This is a genomic window from Peribacillus asahii (assembly GCF_004006295.1).
GTDB classification, from domain to species: domain Bacteria; phylum Bacillota; class Bacilli; order Bacillales; family DSM-1321; genus Peribacillus; species Peribacillus asahii_A.
Window position 1 is genome coordinate 490,645 of the sequence record NZ_CP026095.1, and the last position, 19,356, is coordinate 510,000.

The 19,356-nt window shown below is 37.2% G+C and carries 16 protein-coding genes; 11 read left to right on the forward strand and 5 right to left on the reverse strand.

What is annotated here, in order from left to right:
• Positions 1–3: 3 nt before the first annotated feature.
• Positions 4–702: a nicotinate (nicotinamide) nucleotide adenylyltransferase gene (nadD, locus tag BAOM_RS02495; RefSeq protein ID WP_127758918.1), complete on the forward strand. Its 699-nt coding sequence runs from the start codon at positions 4–6 to the stop codon at positions 700–702.
• A 244-nt stretch (positions 703–946) separates the two neighbouring features.
• Positions 947–2,497, forward strand: coding sequence for a GGDEF domain-containing protein (locus tag BAOM_RS02500; RefSeq protein ID WP_127758919.1), 1,551 nt, complete (start codon positions 947–949; stop codon positions 2,495–2,497).
• Positions 2,498–2,552: 55 nt separating this feature from the next.
• Here the strand turns inward: BAOM_RS02500 and pepT are convergent, their stop codons facing one another.
• The 4 genes from pepT to BAOM_RS02520 form a co-directional block, all read right to left on the reverse strand.
• Complete coding sequence (gene pepT, locus BAOM_RS02505; RefSeq protein ID WP_127758920.1) at positions 2,553–3,788, reverse strand: peptidase T; 1,236 nt, start codon at positions 3,786–3,788, stop codon at positions 2,553–2,555.
• Positions 3,789–4,007: 219 nt separating this feature from the next.
• Entirely contained in the window at positions 4,008–6,269 is a 2,262-nt protein-coding gene (locus BAOM_RS02510; RefSeq protein ID WP_127758921.1) for an SH3 domain-containing protein, read from the reverse strand.
• 327 nt (positions 6,270–6,596) lie between these two features.
• Entirely contained in the window at positions 6,597–7,139 is a 543-nt protein-coding gene (locus BAOM_RS02515) for a GDYXXLXY domain-containing protein (RefSeq protein ID WP_127758922.1), read from the reverse strand.
• Positions 7,129–8,193: a DUF2157 domain-containing protein gene (locus BAOM_RS02520; RefSeq protein ID WP_164853113.1), complete on the reverse strand. Its 1,065-nt coding sequence runs from the start codon at positions 8,191–8,193 to the stop codon at positions 7,129–7,131. The genes BAOM_RS02515 and BAOM_RS02520 overlap by 11 nt, the downstream gene beginning before the upstream one ends.
• A 190-nt stretch (positions 8,194–8,383) precedes the next feature.
• Here BAOM_RS02520 and BAOM_RS02525 point away from each other — a divergent pair, with 190 nt between their 5' ends.
• The 3 genes from BAOM_RS02525 to BAOM_RS02535 are packed head-to-tail and all read left to right on the forward strand — an operon-like array spanning position 8,384 to position 10,047.
• Positions 8,384–8,707 (forward strand): PadR family transcriptional regulator, encoded by a 324-nt coding sequence (locus BAOM_RS02525; protein WP_119115954.1) that lies wholly within the window; start codon positions 8,384–8,386, stop codon positions 8,705–8,707.
• Positions 8,700–9,254 (forward strand): HAAS signaling domain-containing protein, encoded by a 555-nt coding sequence (locus BAOM_RS02530; RefSeq protein ID WP_127758924.1) that lies wholly within the window; start codon positions 8,700–8,702, stop codon positions 9,252–9,254. Before BAOM_RS02525 ends, BAOM_RS02530 begins: the two co-directional genes overlap by 8 nt.
• Positions 9,247–10,047 carry a DUF4097 family beta strand repeat-containing protein gene (locus BAOM_RS02535; protein ID WP_127758925.1) on the forward strand — a complete coding sequence of 267 codons (801 nt, stop codon included), beginning with the start codon at positions 9,247–9,249 and terminating at the stop codon, positions 10,045–10,047. The genes BAOM_RS02530 and BAOM_RS02535 overlap by 8 nt, the downstream gene beginning before the upstream one ends.
• 54 nt (positions 10,048–10,101) lie before the next feature.
• Here the strand turns inward: BAOM_RS02535 and BAOM_RS02540 are convergent, their stop codons facing one another.
• Entirely contained in the window at positions 10,102–11,061 is a 960-nt protein-coding gene (locus BAOM_RS02540) for a bile acid:sodium symporter family protein (RefSeq protein WP_180319815.1), read from the reverse strand.
• 356 nt (positions 11,062–11,417) lie between these two features.
• Between BAOM_RS02540 and BAOM_RS02545 the strand changes: the two genes are divergently transcribed.
• From BAOM_RS02545 to BAOM_RS02570, 6 genes are all read left to right on the forward strand, one after another.
• Positions 11,418–12,410 carry a thiamine pyrophosphate-dependent dehydrogenase E1 component subunit alpha gene (locus BAOM_RS02545; RefSeq protein ID WP_127758926.1) on the forward strand — a complete coding sequence of 331 codons (993 nt, stop codon included), beginning with the start codon at positions 11,418–11,420 and terminating at the stop codon, positions 12,408–12,410.
• A gap of 23 nt (positions 12,411–12,433) precedes the next feature.
• Entirely contained in the window at positions 12,434–13,468 is a 1,035-nt protein-coding gene (locus BAOM_RS02550; RefSeq protein WP_127758927.1) for an alpha-ketoacid dehydrogenase subunit beta, read from the forward strand.
• Positions 13,469–13,668: 200 nt separating this feature from the next.
• The gene (locus BAOM_RS02555; RefSeq protein ID WP_127758928.1) at positions 13,669–14,898 is read left to right on the forward strand and encodes a dihydrolipoamide acetyltransferase family protein; all 1,230 of its coding nucleotides are present in this window, start codon (positions 13,669–13,671) and stop codon (positions 14,896–14,898) included.
• A gap of 18 nt (positions 14,899–14,916) precedes the next feature.
• Positions 14,917–16,296: a dihydrolipoyl dehydrogenase gene (gene lpdA, locus BAOM_RS02560; RefSeq protein ID WP_127758929.1), complete on the forward strand. Its 1,380-nt coding sequence runs from the start codon at positions 14,917–14,919 to the stop codon at positions 16,294–16,296.
• Positions 16,297–16,327: 31 nt separating this feature from the next.
• Entirely contained in the window at positions 16,328–17,104 is a 777-nt protein-coding gene (locus BAOM_RS02565; protein WP_127758930.1) for an acetoin reductase, read from the forward strand.
• A gap of 257 nt (positions 17,105–17,361) precedes the next feature.
• Positions 17,362–19,236, forward strand: a complete 1,875-nt coding sequence (locus tag BAOM_RS02570) for a sigma-54-dependent Fis family transcriptional regulator (protein WP_127758931.1) — start codon at positions 17,362–17,364, stop codon at positions 19,234–19,236.
• Positions 19,237–19,356: the final 120 nt, after the last annotated feature.

Sequence of the window (19,356 nt, forward strand, 5' to 3'; positions counted from 1 at the left end):
AGGATGAGTCCGGCAGCAACTAAATTATACTTTGAAAATTTAAATCCAGGTAAGGATGTCGATGCGTTATTTAAAGAGGGAGCACGAATTGGCGTGTATGGTTCATCCTTTGATCCGATTACGAATGTGCATCTATGGACCGCGAATACAGTTCGTCATCGTAAAAAGTTAGATTTTGTCATCTTTTTGCCTTCCTCTCATAAACGAGTAGATAAGAAATTGCAAACATCTGATCAACATCGAGAAGAAATGGTCCGTTTAGCTATTAAGAATAAACAGACCTTTCTCTTAGATACGTATGAATTACATGTTTTACCTGGGAAGCAATATACGTACTATACGATGGAATATTTCAAAAAAACCTTTCCTAAAGCAGAACTTTTTTTCATTATGGGGGCGGATCTTTTAGTCGATATTGCTGAGGGGAAATGGAGGATGGATGAACAATTAATTGCCAATAATCAATTTATTGTAATGGCTAGAAATGGAATTGATATATTGAAAACGATTAGTTCTTCAGCTTTGCTAAGAAATTATGATGATGGAAGATTTCAATTTTTAGATAAAGGCCTTGCAATGGAAATTAGCTCTACGTATATCCGAGAAGAACTAGCGAGAAATGGTGATCCAGAGTTTTTACTTCCAGATGAGTGTTATTCCTATATAAAGGAGCATGATTTATACCGTAAAATTTCGAGATAAATGAATGCGATAAATAAAAAAGTACCAGATTACCTTTTGGGTTTCTGGTATTTTTTTATTTATTGGGTAGGGTAAAGTGCTAGGATTAATTCATATAAACTGAATGTTTTTTATGGTATGATATCAAAATAAAGGTATTTATTATATATTTTAGGTGATATATGTTTAAGAATAAATCTACTTTACTAAAATCAGCACCTTGTATAACTACTCTGTTATTAAATTTAAAAAGAGCGTGGTACTATTGTTGAAGAAATTTAGATGGAAATTATTAATGATGATGACTCTCTTTTCAGTCCTTCTTATTTTGTTATTATCATTGGTTGATATGAATAGAATGAGCCAGAAATTAATAGAGGATCATGAGACCAAAATCGAATTGGTAGAAATGAATATTGTTCAGGTTTTAAAAGATGTAGATCAAGCCTATGTAATATTTGATAATAGCATTGCAAAGGTTATGGAAAAAAACTCAATGGAGTTATTAGAACAATATGAGAAGAATAGCAACTTTAATGAGTGGAATTTCAAGGCCTTAAAAAATGAATTAGGTATGGATGTATATATTATTAATAATGAAAATACCATTATTCATAGTAGCTTTCAAAAGGATATCGGTATTAATTTTAGTCAGTGTTGCAAAGAATTTTCAGAATTATTGGACGATAGGAGAATAAACGGAGGGTTTACACATGATGGAGTGGATATTCAGCAAAAAACAGGAGAGCTGAAAAAATTTAGTTATCTGCCGACAAAAGATCATCAATATATCATTGAATTAGGGTACGATTTACAAAATGATGAAATTTTTAATAAGTTTAATTTTCTAAAAACAATTGAAGAGTTGAAAGAGAAGTACGAATTTATTGAGAACATAGCGATTTATAACAATGATGGATATTTAATAGGAGAATCTTCACCAGAAGGCAATCGATTAGGTGTGGATCGTAGAAAATATTTAGAGTGGCTAGAAGATGATGAAGATACGTTACTATTTAGCGATACATATAAGGGTAAAGATGTTGTCTATAAATATGTAAAATATCATTCGGCTGAGAGCAGAGGTCATTCCACAACTCGTTTAGTAGAGATTGTATACAATGAAGATGCCGTACAAGAGGAATTGTCAAAAAATAAGTTGGCATTTATCTTTCAGTTTGTAGGGACCTTAATCTTAGCCATTATCTTAGCCTTTTTAATAACAAAAATGGTGGCAAAACCGATGTATTTAGCTTTTCATGATGGACTCACGGGTTTAAAAAATCGAGCGGCATTTGAAAGTGAAGTCAATGAAGTTTTAATGAAGCATAAAAAGAAATTTGGAATGTTGTTATTAGATTTGGATAATTTTAAAGTAGTTAATGATGCACTGGGGCATGATAAAGGAGATATTTTATTAAAGTACGTGGCTGCGTATATGAAACAGACTTTGCCGGAAGGTACTTTTATTGCTAGGTTTGGTGGAGATGAGTTTGCTATAGTCATTGAAAATATAAGTGATCAGGAAGAACTTCAAAAAATAGCCTGTTTTATTATAGACGCCTTAAATAGACCATGGATTAATGATTGTGATAGCACATCAGAGTTACTTTCACAAGGGAATAAAATCCTTCATAGCAAGAACGTTACGGTTAGTGTGGGCGGTGTGTTATATCCAAATGATGGAACAGATTTAGAAGCACTTTATAAGCATGCTGATGATGCGTTGTACTATTCTAAATCATTGGGTAAAAATATGTATATGTATTACGGCGCGTTAGAGGAAAAGGAAAGAAGCCAACAATCATTGTCATAACATGAAAAGATGCCAGTGTGCCTTATCTTATGAAAAGGCATCTGGCACTTTTTTATTATTCTCCTGCTTCTTCAAATAGCTTTGCAATCTCAATAATGACATAGGTTGCTTTTATCATATTATCGACGGAAATGAATTCATATTTTCCGTGGAAGTTCTCGCCGCCTGTGAATATATTTGGTGTAGGCAGTCCCATATAAGATAATTGAGAACCATCTGTACCGCCGCGAATAGGTGAAATTTTTGGCTCGATGTTTAAATTTTTCATAGCTTGAGAGGCGATGTCGACAATTTCTTTAACGGGTTCGATTTTTTCTTTCATATTATAATATTGATCATTTAACTCAAGAAGAATACGATCTTGGCCGTATTTTTCACGCAACTCATCTACAATCTGTTTAATGAACTGTTTTCGCTCGTTAAATTGATTTCGATCAAAATCGCGAATAATGTAGGATAATTTTGTTTCTTCCACACCTCCGTTGAAAGAGAGAAGATGATAGAAACCTTCATATCCTTCTGTATATTCAGGTGCCTCGGCTATAGGCAGTTTGCTATGCAGCTCCATCGCAATTTTGGAAGAGTGGACCATTTTTCCTTTCGCTGTTCCAGGGTGGATATTCGTCCCTTTAATCGTAATCTTAGCACCAGCTGCGTTAAAGCTTTCGTATTCTAATTCACCGAGAGGACCGCCATCAACTGTGTAGGCAAATTTGGCGTTAAAGGCATCTACGTCGAATTTATGAGGGCCTCGACCAATTTCTTCATCAGGTGTAAAAGCTACACGTATTTTTCCATGTTTAATTTCCGGATGTTTTATTAAATAGTCCATAGCAGTCATAATTTCAGCAATCCCGGATTTATTATCGGCTCCAAGAAGTGTTGTTCCATCCGTTGTTATGAGTGTATGTCCGATATACTGAGAGAGTGAAGGGAACTCTTTCGGAGATAAAATGACAGAGAGTTCTTTATTTAAGTTAATCTCCTTGCCGTCGTAGTTTTCCACAATTTTCGGTTTTACATCTTTCCCTGTAAAATCAGTGGCTGTGTCCACGTGGGCTAAAAATCCAATCGTTGGTACTTGTTTCGTTGTATTAGAAGGCAGTGTGGCCATCACATATCCGTTTGTATCAATAGTCACGTCTTCCATGCCAATCGTTTTTAGCTCTTCCACTAATTGATTTGCAAGGATTAATTGTCCTGGAGTAGATGGACATGCTGCGTTTGCTTCATTGGATTGAGTGTCTATTTTTACATAGGAAGTGAATCGTTCGATTATTTCAGCTTTCAAATTATTTCCTCCTTTTTCCTTCATGTGTTTATAGTACCACGTTTGGTGATAGATTATAAGCGATGGGGAGCAGTACGGTGAAGATGGGAGCAAGTGGATTCCGTAATGTAGATCTTAGAGAATATTTATCTAATACATGGAACTCATTAACGGTATTGTTTAATGAAAAAATCCGAGGAGAAATTTACATTCTCTTCGGATTTTTTTGCCTGTCTATCATTAATTTAATTCTTTTGCAATATACGAAGAATGCACCCATCCAATTGTGCCATCCGTCAATTCGACTTTATACCATTTCTTTGAGCTGTCCATCGTTAAAGTTCCATTTTCATTAAGCACTAAGTGGACATACGTATTCATATCTAGTGCAGTAATGACATCAGTTGAAGTGCTTGCACCTTCTCTGACTTTTAGATCATTTGCCGTTGTTCTACCTAAGTTTTGAACAGAGATATACTTTTTATACTCTACAAAGTTAATATCTTTGGTCCAGTAAATCTTATCTTCTACCATAACTTTCACCCAATAGTCATTTGCTTTTTCAAGTAAAGTAAAAGTAGAGCCTTTCTTTAGTGTTAATGCACGATCATTAGCCCCTTTACTGTTAGAAAGGACTAAATCTTGATTGGCTTTTGCTTGGATGTTGTCCGGGAAAATATCACTGCCAATCGGAGTGGGTGGTGATGTTTGAATCTCTTTATTAGCTGCTGCTTTGCTGTAATAGGATTTATCATATGGCAAAATTGCTTGCATATGTCTTGCGATTCCTTTTCCCCAGTTTGGATCACTTGCATAATAGAAGTTCATTCCCTCACTATTAGCATCTAACCGTTTATTATTCAAATCCTTGGTACTGAAGCCGAGATAAGCCCCTTTATAGCGGAAGCCTCCAGACACTTCATTCAAGTACGTAGCTTTCATTTGTTGTGCAATGTACATAATATTCTCATCGATGGAAGGGAAGCGATATGATGCGATATATGGACTGGCATCATATGAACCAAAACCAAATAAATTATTTTTGCCTAACGAAATTTGAGAGGTACCAAAAGCACTTTCATGGATTGCATGAGCGGCTAGGTAAAGAGCGTTCACGCCATATTTATTTCCTGCCTCAATGAATACTTGACCTTTTCCTGTTAACACGCTGACTTGTCCATGAGATTTATAATTCTTTTCAATATAGTCATCAATTTGTTTGGCTGTAACGAGCGATTGTGTACGTAAATCTATGAATTGATAACCTTCTCTATCGTTCATTGGATCACCCGTTCTCACTTGTTTTAATATATCGCTAGAAACATAACCTATATTTCCTGCGTTGTTTACTTGATACCATCCATTAGATGTTTTTTTTGTTGCGACAATGATTGTGTCTTTCGATATCGTATTTACAATAGATGAAGCTGCGTCGGGCTTTTGATGTAAGTTTACATCTATTGTTGTGACAAATGTAGTTTCTGGGATTATTTCTTCTGTTATGTCTATGTCAGAAGAGGAATCGGTACGTACATCTTGGCTGTTGATATATACATCTTGATTATTATACGAAATACGATACCATGTTTCGCCAAGACTATTCTCTACCTTCTGCGTAGAAGCAAATCTATTATTAGCAGCAATAGTAGCTATTTTCTCCTTTGTAGAGTCGGCAGCGGCATATAGATTAGCTTCTTTTGTTGTTATGTAGAAAGTTTCGCTAGTGTCCGTATACGTATAGGTGATTTCATCAGCGTACTCAGAAAATTCCCCAATATAAACATATCCTGTTTTTCCAGCATATCTTACACTATACCAATCTCCAATTCTCTTACTAGAGGAAAGAATGGCATCCTTAGGGACTTGAACTAGTTTTTTATGGGCATTTCCATAAAATTCATACAAAAATGTGTCTTTTTTTGCCTTATATTTTTTTTCTGAAAAAGAGGTGAAGGTGTTTTTCTTCACATCGCTGCTATTTACGTACATGGTTTTTCCTTTATAGGCAATACGATACCATGTTTGACCCGTACTATTAATGATCTTTTGTTGCGAATAAAAGCCATTATTACTTGAAACGGTTATCACTTGTTTTTTCTTTGTGTCAGGTGTGGAGTATAGGCTTGTTCGTTTTTGAGTGAAAAAATAGGCTGCTTTGATCGTTGAATATTGATAATGTTCTTTTAAATACTTATTGCTGACCCAGCCTGTCTTCGTTATATTTTTTCCTTTCGATTTGTATGTATAAGATACTTTAGACCATGTCCCTTTCTTTTCAGTAGACGTGACGATTTTTCCTTTTGGAATCGTAAGGATGAGTTTCGTTTTTGTGCTGGCCCCAGCTCGTAAATTTAAGTTAGCTGTTGTTTGATAGGAGGTTTTACTAATCTTTTCAGTAGAACTCGCTTCAACGGTAGTTATTCCTAGTGGCATCATAGAGACGGTTGGTACGCCTATCAAAATACTTGTTGATAAAATGAGTGTTTTTCCTAGTTTTTTCATTCTTTTCACCTTGCTTTCATATTAATCTTGCTTCAGTCATAATGATTAAAAAATATAGCGTATATATAATACTTCGGACTTATTATTGAAAGTTATATAGATAGTAGGACCTATCTTATAGCAATATAGAAGACAAAGAGCAGTTATGGTTTCGATTAAATTCATTCCTTCTATTAAGTTACCAAACTTTGGTTTATGTTACTAGTTTTATGGAGTATTTTACTGATTTTTAATAATGAGGGGAGGTGAATGAATAGGGGCAAGACAAAGAGGGTAAATCAAAAGTATCTACATTTGATTTACCCTCTTTTTTTTATAATGGCTTTGTTACGGAACAATAATATCCATTAAAATAGCACGGCCGTTTTTTACTTTGACAATCGCTAATGCTGGTTTAGTGGAGGTCACAGCTTCGATTTCTTCCGCATCTTTTTTGGGAGCGTAGTAATTATCCAGATTGTATTGAATATGAAATGATTCTGGAGGCGTGACTTGTATTTCATATGGAATATTTAAGGTGCCTTTTAGATAAACGCCACTTGACGGTTTTTTGTTTGTAACCTTTTTGACGTTGTAAATATCGTCGCTTCCTTTTTCTAATTGAACAAACACAGGAAGTATATCGCCTTCTGATTTACGCTCCATTTCTTTAACAACAGAGTCAGATAGTTGTTCCGATGTCACTTGTTCAATTTCATAATACAAAGTAACATAACTGCCGCGAAATAAATCGGTCGGATCGATAGGCTCGGTTTTTAATCGAATTTCTTCTCCTGTTAAAGAGGTCCATGTAGGTGGAATTGCTAATCCAATTAAGAGTAAAACAGGAATCGAAAAGACTAGTATTCGCATGAAAAGGTTATTCTTCATGATTCGTTTCTCCTTTCTTTCGTTGATGCTCAAAGAAGAAGCCAAAACCGATTAAAATGATGCCTGCGATGATAAAAACAAGCGATTTTGGTAAGAAATCAAAGGAGAAATCCATGTAATAGCGTAAGATTAGTGCACAAATAATAGCAATGCTAATTAAGCTTCCTTTATTCACGAGATATAGAAGGAAAATAAGATAGGCAATTGCAAAGATAATCGAATAATGATACGTAAGAAACAGCGCTGTTATGCCATGTAACAGATGACCTTGTAAGTGGGTAATCTTTTGTACTTGTTCTGGAACCGGCAGATAGGCTAGGGCTAATCCGAGTACGAATAAAATTGAAAGAACAATTTCTTCCTCATAAGCATCGATTATTTTCGGCACGAATTCGAATAACAATAAGATAATTGTATTAATCGCTAGTGCATTTAAAGAGAAGGTGAAACGTTTTGGGAAACGGAACTCTTTTAACATCCAGTAAAGAGCCGGTAAAAAAATCAGAATGGCAAATGGATAAGCTGTTTCGTCTAAAAACATACTGCCGTTTATATAAATGAATAGTAAAAGTGTTGTAAAAAGTAAAATGAGTACATCTTTTAAATAATAACCAATAAGTATGGTTCCAAGTGCCCATAGGAGAAAGGAGTTATTAAAATTAATGCTAAGATTAAACATTTGTTCTACAAGGAAAATGCCCGCTCCAAAAATTAATAGTCCAATATAATGGAGGCTTCGAGCTGTTTTGGGATAGGTTGCTTCAAGACGAAGCCCAGCTTGTTGAAACCCAATGATACCAGCAATAATTAAGAAAAATTTAATTCCTTTATGGAGATACATCCAATTGCTTGCAACGAAACTTAAAACCCCGATTCCTAGAAGTAAGGCCCCGATTGTTAATACAATCTGAATAAAACTTGATCCCGGTTTTATTTCATACGTGTTTAAGATTTTCTCTTTTTCTTCAGATGAAATCACTCCTGCTGTTTCAAGGTAGTGCATTTCATGTGATAGAAATTCATAGTCCTTCTTTTTTACAGCTTTTTTGACCACATCATTCACTCCTTTCATCTTTAATTAGTATATCGGTTCTTTTGTAAAAATAGTTCATTTTTGGAAAAATATAAAACAATACCTTGTAATGAACAGTAGCATATGATACATTAAAATCAATGTATAAGATGCTGATAGGTACTATACAATGAATAGTACTAAAGGGTTTAAAGAAAGAGGTGGTGAGATTGTGAACGTTCAGTTTAAAAAAGGGGTCTTAGAACTATGTGTCCTTGTTTTAGTGGATAAAAAAGATTGCTATGGTTATGAGCTGGTGCAAAAGATTTCCGATCAAATCGAAATTTCCGAAGGGTCGGTATATCCATTGTTAAGACGATTAACAAAAGAAGAATATTTCACAACGTATTTAAAGGAATCGACAGAAGGTCCGCCGCGTAAATATTATGCGTTAACCGACAAAGGCAGGAATTATCTTCATGAACTTTTGGCAGAATGGGTTCAATTTTCAAACGGTGTGAATCAATTAATAAAAGAAGGTGTAAATCATGAATAAAGAACAGTTTTTACATCAATTACAGTTATCTTTAAGCAATATATCGGTAGAGGAACGTCAAGAGATTCTGCAAGATTATGAGGAATATTTTGCAATTGGTTTAGAGGAAGGAAAGACTGAAGAGGAAATTTCAAAGGCACTTGGTTCTCCTAAGCAAATCGCGAAAGAGCTAGTAGCTTCTGCGCGCATTGAAAAAGTGGAGCATTCAGCATCTGCCGGAAATATTATGCGTGCTGTTTGGGCGGTGATCGGGTTAGGCTTTTTTAACCTTGTGATTGTATTGGGTCCATTTATTGGGTTATTAGCTCTTCTTTTTGCTGGCTGGGTTGTTTCTTTATCGTTCATTCTTTCTCCATTAGGTGTGCTGTTTAATATTATAATGGGTGACTTTTGGTTGTTTGATGTATTTAGCGCTATCGGATTATGTGGAATCGGTATTTTTGTTGGAATTGGAATGTTATTCGCAACAAAGGCGTTAACCAAAGGGTTTATTCGCTATTTGCAATTTAATGTATCGCTTGTAAAAGGAGGGCTGAAGCATGATTAATATAAAAAAATTATCGATTATCGCTCTTATTTTGTTAGCAATTGGTGTTGTCGGAGGTCTTTTCACTTATCCTTCAACGATTGAAGCGGATGCAACGATGGAAGAAAAAGTTATTAAAGAGGAATTTACGGCCTTGAAGGTAGATAGTGACAATGCGAGAGTAGAAATTATTCCTACAAAAGATTCTGCAGCTAAGATAGAACTCGTGACGAAAGGATACAAAGGGAGCGAATCAACTTTTACAACAGAAGTAGAAGGAGACATCCTTTCCGTTTCATTTAAATTAAAAGAAAAATGGTTGTTTCGTTTTGGGTTTCATACCCAATCACAGCATTTAAAAATCTTTTTACCGGAAAAACAATATGAAGATTTTACCATTAAGAACGGGAATGGTGAAGTTCAAATCGAACAAATGAGGGTAAATAATCTACAAGTGAAAATAGCAAACGGAGAGATAGAATTAGATACGATTATGGCTAAGCGTGTGAACGTTGAGTCGGCGAACGGTGAAATTTACTTACAAGGTGTAGAAGGAGATATTATTGGATCTACAACGAATGGTGAAATTTTAGTTGAAACGAAAGACTTGGATCGCATGATGCAATTGACAACTGCAAACGGAGAAATTATCGTTCGAACAGAAAAGGAACCGACCAACACAACCTTTGATGTGGAAGTTGCTAATGGAGACATTAGTATTCTCGATAAATATGAAGGATCTACGGTAATTGGAAAAGGGAAATATGTTGTAAAATTAAGGACTATCAATGGTGAAATTACAGTTGCAAAATGAGATAGGTAATCATTTTAAGACGAAAAAACCGACCGATGAAGGTCGGTTTTTTCATTATGCGGCTTTTTGTTTCGCGGAATTATGATAATAACGGTTAAGCCATGCTCCGTAAAAGGATGCTAAAACTTGTTGGAATAGAGTACCAAGAATAACAGGCACAGCGACAGCAGCTGGGAAATAGGCAACAGCTAGAACAGCTCCTGCTGCGATATTTCGCATGCCGCCTGTATACATAACGCTGACAATTTCTTCCTTATCGCATTTTAAGAACTTGGCAATCATCCAAGATAGAAGATAACCTGAAAAGGCAATAAGAAAGACCATGATGGCCATTTTGATAAGCTTGGCATCGACTTTACTTAAATAAGGAGCTACTTTTGCGCTGTTTAACGTCACACAAACACCGATAGCCATTTTTGAAAAAGGGGCTAGCTTTGGACCGAGTATTGGTTTGCTTTTCCCTTTGGTGACTTGGTTGAGCAGCATGGCAATCACAGAAGGAATAACGACCATGCCAATCAGCCCTTTCATTAAGGCCATTGTATTCATCTCAACTGTTGTACCACTGAAGAAAGCAACACTATATGGAACGATAATTGGTGATAATAAAGTGTCAATTAATACAATCGTAAGCGCTAAAACTGCATTTCCTTTGTAGATGGTGACCCAAAGTAAGCTAGTTACCCCAGTTGGAATGACAACACCTAGCACTAATCCTGTAACTGTCAAGGAATCTCCAGGAAACACTAAATGTCCAAGTGTCCATGCCCAAACAGGCATAATGACGTGAAGAATTCCGAGCACAACAAGAATCGGCATTGGATTAGTTGCAATATTCTTTAATGATTTGAAATTAGAACCTAGACTTCCCGTGAATGTAATAAAGGCAAAAATCCAAGGAACGAGGAAGACATAGGACTCTAAATAATAAGCGAAGATTACACCGAGTACAACACTAGCTGGCGTAATAATAGGCATCGCTTTTTCAAGAAAATGATTTAAATTCTGTAACAAGCGAGTCCCACCCCTGACAGTATATATAAAGAAAAAAGGAAGTTGCCTTCGTGAAATATTTCTTCTTTCAGACCAAGTTTACCATACCCATCTTATAATGCTAGGTCAGAATAGTAGATAGTGAGAGTGGAATTATTTCCTGTTTGTTATTTTTGAAGTCCTGTCTCTAGAGAATGTTTGAAAAATCAAAGGAATAGCAAAAAGGGAAACAAAGTGAGACAAAACGAGACAACTGTCCCGTTTTGTCTCACTTTGTTTTTATTAAAAAACTACATTTCTCTTTGATTTCAAGTTTTTTCACTTTGGCATATTACTTGCATTAATCTTTAATGAATTAACATTAAGGAGGCTGGAAAATGGAAACGATCCAAAATAAAGAAGTGAAGTTATCTCAGGAAAAAGCGTATTGGATGTATAAAAAAATGCTAGAAATCCGTCAATTTGAAGATAAAGTTCATGAGCAATTTGCAAAAGGGATTTTACCAGGCTTCGTTCACTTATATGCGGGAGAGGAAGCTGTAGCTGTTGGTGTTTGTGCCCACCTTAATGAAAAAGATAGTATTACAAGCACTCACCGTGGTCATGGCCACTGTATTGCAAAAGAATGTGATTTAAATGGGATGATGGCTGAAATTTACGGCAAAGTAACTGGGCTGTGCAAAGGAAAAGGCGGCTCAATGCATATTGCTGATTTAGATAAAGGAATGTTAGGGGCGAATGGCATTGTTGGAGGAGGTTTTCCTCTTGCTTGTGGTGCAGCATTAACGGCTAAATATAAAAAGACTGACAATGTAAGCGTTTGCTTCTTTGGTGATGGTGCCAATAACCACGGGACTTTCCATGAGGGGATTAATCTTGCGGCGATTTGGAAACTACCTGTTATCTTTATTGCGGAAAACAATGGCTATGGAGAAGCCACTCCATTTAGTTATGCGTCTAGTTGTAAAACGATAGCTGACCGGGCGATTGGCTATAATATCCCTGGTGTTCGCGTGGATGGAAAAGATGTCATGGCTGTTTACAAGGCGGCTGAAGAGGCTGTTCAAAGAGCGCGAAGAGGAGAAGGGCCTACATTAATTGAATGCGTAACCTATAGAAATTATGGGCATTTTGAAGGAGATGCTCAGAAATATAAAGTGGACCAAGAAAAGAAAGAACATAAGCAAGAGAAAGATGCCATTGTACAATTTAGAAACTATTTATTGGATCAGCAGCTCTTATCTGAAAAAGAATTGATTTCTCTTGAAAGTTCAGTAGAAAAAGCAATTGAACAAGCGGTGAAGTTCAGTGAGGAAAGTCCTTATCCGGAGGCAGACGATTTACTAAAAGATGTATATGTATCCTATTAAACATTGAAAGGGAGGAATGGGGAATGAGTAGAAAAATTAGTATGTCTCAAGCAATTAATGAAGCGATGGCGATTGCGATGAGAAGGGATGAAGATGTCATTCTTATGGGAGAGGATGTAGCTGGGGGTGCAGAAGTCGATCATCTGCAGGATGATGAAGCATGGGGCGGTGTATTAGGAGTTACAAAAGGGTTAGTGCAAGAATTTGGTCGAGAGCGGATTTTAGATACACCGATCGCGGAGGCTGGTTATATGGGAGCGGCGATGGCTGCTGCTTCAACTGGATTACGTCCGATTGCAGAGCTTATGTTTAATGATTTTATTGGGAGCTGTTTGGATGAAGTCTTAAACCAGGGCGCCAAGTTCCGTTATATGTTCGGAGGGAAAGCGCAGGTACCGGTTACAGTCCGTACGATGCACGGTGCCGGGTTTAGAGCCGCTGCTCAACATTCACAAAGCTTATATGCATTGTTTACGAGTATACCAGGATTGAAAGTAGTTGTACCATCTACACCTTATGATGCGAAAGGGTTGTTACTTGCAGCAATTGAGGATAATGATCCTGTCATCTTTTTTGAAGATAAGACGCTTTATAATGCAGTAGGTGAAGTACCAGAGGGTTATTACACAATTCCGCTTGGAAAAGCAGAGGTCAAGAGAGCAGGCTCAGATTTGACTATCGTTGCAATTGGAAAGCAAGTTCAAACGGCTCAGCAGGCTGCAGAACAGCTTGCTAAGAGAGGGGTCGAAGTGGAAATCGTCGATCCACGCAGTTTATCACCTTTAGATGAAGATACGATTCTATCTTCTGTTGCAAAGACAAATCGATTGATTGTGATAGACGAGGCGAACCCAAGGTGCAGTATAGCTACTGATATTGCAGCATTAGTTGCGGATAAAGGCTTTGATACGCTCGATGCTCCAATCAAACGAATTACTGCACCACATACGCCGGTACCATTTTCTCCACCGCTAGAGGATATTTATTTACCAACACCAGAAAAAGTGATCAAGGTTGTATCAGAGTTATTAGGAGAACCATCAATTCTTGGAGTCTAAGAAAAACATAAGGCTGTCCCCAAAGTCATGAAGGACAACATCCAGGAATCCAGACAGGAAAATGTCCTTCATCGGAGTCGTGAAGGACAATATTCAGAAATCCAGTAAAGGAATGGGGCTGTCCATTGGCTTTTCGTTGATGCTTTTTATTTTAGGACATTTTAGACAGCCCCATGACTAAGTAAAGGGAGGAATGCAGTATGGCAGTAGAAGTAGTAATGCCCAAATTAGGTATGGCTATGAAAGAGGGCGTCGTTTCCGAGTGGAATAAGGGAGTGGGAGATTCTGTTGAAAAGGGTGAATTAATTGCTAGTATTAATTCCGAAAAAATAGAAATGGACATTGAATCCCCGGCAGAAGGAACATTACTAAATATTGCTGTACCAGAAGGGCAAGGTGTTCCGCCTGGGACGGTAATTTGTTATATCGGCAATACAAATGAAAAAATAGTGACGAAGGAGTCCGATATTCAAATAAACAAAGTAGAAAAGGAACAGACTGAAATATCCAACACTTCAGAGCCATCAAGTCTTCCGATTAGTAAAACGAATGATCGCGTGAAGATTTCCCCGGTTGCACGGAAAATTGCACAGGCCGCTAATCTTGATATTAGTAAGATTCAAGGTACTGGACCAGGAGGACGAATTACGAAAGAAGATGTACAGGAAGCCATCAAGAAACTAGAATCCGAGCCCCTAATTAAACAAGAAAGAACGATTTCTCCTCAAGCATCTGTAGAGAAGAGAAAAGAAATGTCTGTTACCGGCATGCGTAAAGTCATTGCTGCACGTATGAAGGATAGCTTACAAAATAGTGCTCAATTAACGATTACGCTAAAAGCTGATGTAACAGATTTAATTCAATTACAGAAGCAATCTGCAAAAATCATCCAAACTGATGATGAAAATAAAATTACTATCACAGACTTTATTGCTAAAGCAGTTGTACTTTCATTACAAGAGCATCCGCAAATGAACAGCGCTTATATAGATGAAACAATTCATTTGTTTGAGTCTGTTCATCTTGGTATAGCTGTTGCTTTAGAAAAAGGGTTAGTTGTTCCAGTGATAAGAAATGCGGAAGCTTGTACAGTTCGACAGCTAGCGAAAAAAGGGAAGGAACTTGCTAAGCGTGCTCGTGAAGGGCAGCTTCCTAGCGAAGAAATGACTGGTTCTACTTTTACGATTAGCAATCTTGGTTCATACGGTGTTGAGCACTTTACTCCAATTTTGAATACACCTGAAACAGGAATTCTAGGTGTAGGAGCTGCTTATGATGCTCCTGTTTATATCGGAGAAGAATTGAAGCGAAGAACTCTTTTGCCGCTTAGCTTAACGTTCGATCATCGCGTACTGGATGGAGCGCCTGCTTCAGCCTTTTTCCGAACAGTGAAACGATACTTAGAACAGCCATTGACGATGCTTTTATAGAAAGGGGGAAGCAATTCTGTGAAACCAATAGCCGTTATAGGAGGGGGACCTGCTGGGTATGTAGCAGCAATTACTGCTGCCCAGCAGGGACAAAATGTACTGTTAATAACAGAGGGGCCGCTAGGGGGAACTTGTTTAAATGAGGGGTGTATGCCCACTAAAGCTTTATTGGAAAGTGCCGATACGTATGAATTGGTCAAAAATGCAGAGAATTTAGGAATTCGTCTTTCTTCGTCCGTTGAGATAGAGTGGAGTGTCGTACAACAAAGGAAAGAAGAAATTGTTACAACGCTTGTTCAAGGCATTCAATATTTAATGAAAAAGAATAAAATTCGCGTTATTCAAGGAAGCGCATCTTTCATAACGAATCAACGATTAAGGATTGACAATAATGAACAACAAGAAGAAATCGAAGTAAGTAAAGTCATTGTTGCTTCCGGGTCAGAACCAATCTCTTTACCGTTTGCGCCATTTGATGGAGAGTGGGTGATTCATAGTGGTCAGGCGATGTCGCTTCCATCGATTCCTTCCTCTCTTTTGATTATTGGAGGAGGTGTAATTGGCTGCGAGTTTGCTAGTATTTATAGCAGGATGGGAACGAAGGTTACGATAGTTGAAATGGGAAAACAACTCTTACCGAGTGAAGATCGAGATATTGCTGAAATATTACATAGGAAATTGGCGGATGAAGGTGTTACTGTTCATACCTCCACCTCTGTAACGGATTTGAACGTGGATAAAAAGCAAGTCCTTATACAGCTTCAGGATGGTATTATTCAAGAGTTGCAGGCAGATTATGTACTTGTTGCAATTGGAAGGAAACCAAGAGTACACGGCTTAGGTTTAGAGGAAATTGGAGTGGATTTCTCTAAGCAAGGAATAGCTGTTGATGAATATATGCAAACTAACATTCCTTCTATTTATGCCTGCGGTGATGTGATCGGTGGAATTCAGCTTGCACATATCGCTTTTCACGAAGGTAGAGTGGCCGCTCTGAATGCCTGCGGTCAAGCTGAAATAGTAAATTATCGCGCGGTTCCGCGCTGTATTTATACCTCTCCTGAGCTTGCTAGTGTAGGTTTGACGGAAGAACAGGCGAAACATCAATATGGAGATATTAAAATAGGAGAATTTCCGTTTTCCGTAAATGGAAAAGCACGAATTTCTAATGAAACGATTGGAAAAGTAAAGGTTTTAGTAGAACCTCAATACAATGAGATACTTGGCATTTCTATTGTAGGTCCTCATGCAACGGAATTAATTGGCCAAGGAACGGTTATGTTACATGCCGAGATCACGACAGATGTGCTGGAAAACCTTATAATGGCTCATCCTACATTGTCCGAATCGATTCACGAAGCATTGCTTAGTACGAGCGGGCATGCTGTACATGTTTGATTGATAATCATTATTTTAAGGGGGAATTTATATGGTTACTAGTCAAAGAATCGCAATTGTGACTGGCTCAGGTCGTGGGATTGGTCGTGCTATTGCGTTACGTCTAGCTCAGGATGGATTAAATGTGGTAATCAACGATGTTAATTTAGACAACGCTGAATCTGTAGTAAGTGAAATCAAGGAACTTGGCCGTGAAAGCTTCGCTGTTCAAGCTGATGTTAGTAATAGAAATGAAGTTTTTCATATGGTTAATCAAGTTGTTGAGCGTTTTGGACAATTGGATGTTATGGTTTCAAATGCAGGAATTGCCCAAATCAAACCTTTACTTGAGGTAACGGAAGAGGATTTGAATCAAATATTTAATATAAATGTGAACGGTGTTCTATATTGTCTTCAAGCTGCTGCAGAACAGATGAAAAAACAAAAAGGCGGAAAGATCATTAATGCAGCTAGTATTGCGAGCTATAAAGGATTCAGCCTGTTAGGTACTTACTCGGCTACTAAATTTGCTGTTAGAGGTCTTACGCAGGCTGCAGCACAAGAGTTGGCACAGTTTGGGATTACAGTGAATGCCTATTGTCCGGGAATTGTCGGCACACAAATGTGGGATTTAATCGATGAGAAAATGGGACATTATATGGGTCTAGAAAGAGGAGAGGCATTTAAAAAGTTTTCTGAATCGATTACACTTGGGCGACCTGAGACACCTGAAGATGTTGCGAAGTTTGTGTCTTATCTTGCTTCAACAGACTCGGATTACATGACAGGGCAAGCTGTTATGATTGATGGCGGAGTCATTTTTTCATAGAAAAATAAGAATAGTATAAATTAAAATCAAACTTGTATTTTCATAGAGAGCTTCGCGTTTAATTTTTTACGTGAAGCTTTTTATTATGAACTTCTTTTGAATTAAATTGGTAAAATATTGTAGGTGTGTACATAATTTCATATAATATTAGAATAAGCCTCTATAACAAATACTCATGTTATACTTCATATTTTTGCATTAAATAATACCACTCAATTCGTATTGCGAACGTTTATCAAATGATTAGAGGAGGATATATGCTAGCATCTACTTCTACTTTTAATAATTTGAGTACATGGAAACGTTTCATTAGTGAAGGGGTTCTCGATTCGGCACGTTTAAATAAGCAAATTGAGGAATCCTGGTACCGCTGCAGACAAGAACAAGTGAATCCATATTTAAGGGAAGGTAACTATGTTTTAACAAATGAGTTACTAACCGTACAAAGAGAAAAAAACGCATTGCTTATGGAAATAGCGTTACCTCATTTGGCAAGAATGAGCCCGTTGATTAAGGAATCTGGAATGATAGCATTATTAGTTGATTCAGATGGATATGTTTTATCTCTTTCAGGAAATGAAAAAACATTGGATGATGCGAGAAAAATCAATTTTGTAGAAGGGGTACGCTGGACAGAGGAAGAAGTAGGAACCAATGCAATTGGAACAGCCTTGCAAACAGGAGAAGCAGTGATGATCAATGGGATGGAACATTATGCTATTGCCTCTCATAAATGGAGTTGTTCAGCTATGCCCATTTATAATGAAAGGGGCATCATGATGGGGGTTATCAATTTTTCGTGCCCTATTACTCATTCCCACCCGTATATGCTAGGGACGGTTGCATCTATGGCGTACACAATTGAACAGGAAATTAAAATACGCTCCTATAGAAATGAATTAGCTTTTATCCAGCACGCTATCAAATTGGCAGATTATTATTGTAATCGTCATTTTATTGTTTGTGATCAAAACGAAATCATTGTTTCTGCTAGCAAACTAGTTCGACAAAAGATTCCTAAATCCATTGGAATGAGACTAAAAGAATTCTTACAATATGGATACCAAATCGAGTTGGAGAGTGCTTCGCTTCTCACAGAAGGTATAGAAGTATCAGGAAAATCCTTGTTTTTAATAGAGAAAGAGGCAAGTGCTTCAAATAGGCTGTTTTCTGCTAAAACATTTCATTTTGAAGGGGAGATGGGAATTAGTGAAACCTTTCAACATACAATCAAACAAGTAAAACAAGTGGCATCGACAGAAGCTAGCGTTTATTTATACGGAGAAACAGGTGTGGGCAAAGAGCTTGTTGCTAGAGCAATTCATGAGAATAGTTCACGTAAAAATGGGCCGTTTATCGCGTTAAATTGTGGAGCTATTCCAAAGGATTTAATGGAAAGTGAACTGTTTGGCTACGTGGAAGGGGCTTTTACAGGTGCGAAGCGTCAAGGATATAAAGGGAAGTTTGAACAGGCGAATGAAGGGACTCTGTTCCTTGATGAAATTGGTGAAATTCCGCCAGCTATGCAGGTGGCGTTATTACGCGTGTTGCAGGAAAGAAAGGTAGTTCCGCTTGGAGGGAATAAAGAAATCCCTTTAAATATTCGTATTATTACCGCAACACATCGTAACCTAAATGAGTTGGTTAATGAAGGGACCTTCCGCCAAGATTTATATTATCGTTTAAATGTCTATCCTATATATATTCCTTCTTTGCGGGAAAGAAGGGAGGATCTGCCTCTTCTCGCTTCTTATATTTGTCAACAAAATAACTGGAACCTTCCATTAACAGAAGAATTATTAGATAAATTGCGAAATTATCATTGGCCAGGGAATATAAGGGAGCTGCAGAATGTTCTGCAACGGTTATCTATTTTACTTTTAGATGAAGGGATTGATTATTGGGAATTAATACATTCTATGTATTCACTTGGTATCCTGCAACAAGTAGAGGAACAAGTCTCGATGGAGTTTATGGATTTAGAAAATCAACTAACCATTCGGGAGAGAATCCAAAGAGACTTAATGCTTGAAGCATTGCAAAGAACTAAAGGAAATGTTACAGCAGCGGCAAAATTAATAGATATTCCAAGAAGTACATTTTATAAACGACTCCAGAAATATGGTCTGTAGAATAATGGAAGAGTAAAAAGCCGTAATGAACTTTATTACGGCTTTTTAACATTGTGTAATTGTAAGTGACGGTTAGATTTTTAGCGTGTACAATAAAGTGAAACTTCCATCAGTGGGGGA

Coding starts and splice junctions, on each gene's coding strand:
- BAOM_RS02510 (WP_127758921.1), bottom strand. CDS start 6,269: ATGAAAAAACTAGGAAAAACACTCATTTTATCAACAAGTATTTTGATA.
- nadD (WP_127758918.1), top strand. CDS start 4: ATGAGTCCGGCAGCAACTAAATTATACTTTGAAAATTTAAATCCAGGT.
- BAOM_RS02545 (WP_127758926.1), top strand. CDS start 11,418: ATGGAAACGATCCAAAATAAAGAAGTGAAGTTATCTCAGGAAAAAGCG.
- BAOM_RS02515 (WP_127758922.1), bottom strand. CDS start 7,139: ATGAAGAATAACCTTTTCATGCGAATACTAGTCTTTTCGATTCCTGTT.
- BAOM_RS02530 (WP_127758924.1), top strand. CDS start 8,700: ATGAATAAAGAACAGTTTTTACATCAATTACAGTTATCTTTAAGCAAT.
- BAOM_RS02570 (WP_127758931.1), top strand. CDS start 17,362: ATGCTAGCATCTACTTCTACTTTTAATAATTTGAGTACATGGAAACGT.
- BAOM_RS02535 (WP_127758925.1), top strand. CDS start 9,247: ATGATTAATATAAAAAAATTATCGATTATCGCTCTTATTTTGTTAGCA.
- BAOM_RS02555 (WP_127758928.1), top strand. CDS start 13,669: ATGGCAGTAGAAGTAGTAATGCCCAAATTAGGTATGGCTATGAAAGAG.
- BAOM_RS02550 (WP_127758927.1), top strand. CDS start 12,434: ATGAGTAGAAAAATTAGTATGTCTCAAGCAATTAATGAAGCGATGGCG.
- BAOM_RS02565 (WP_127758930.1), top strand. CDS start 16,328: ATGGTTACTAGTCAAAGAATCGCAATTGTGACTGGCTCAGGTCGTGGG.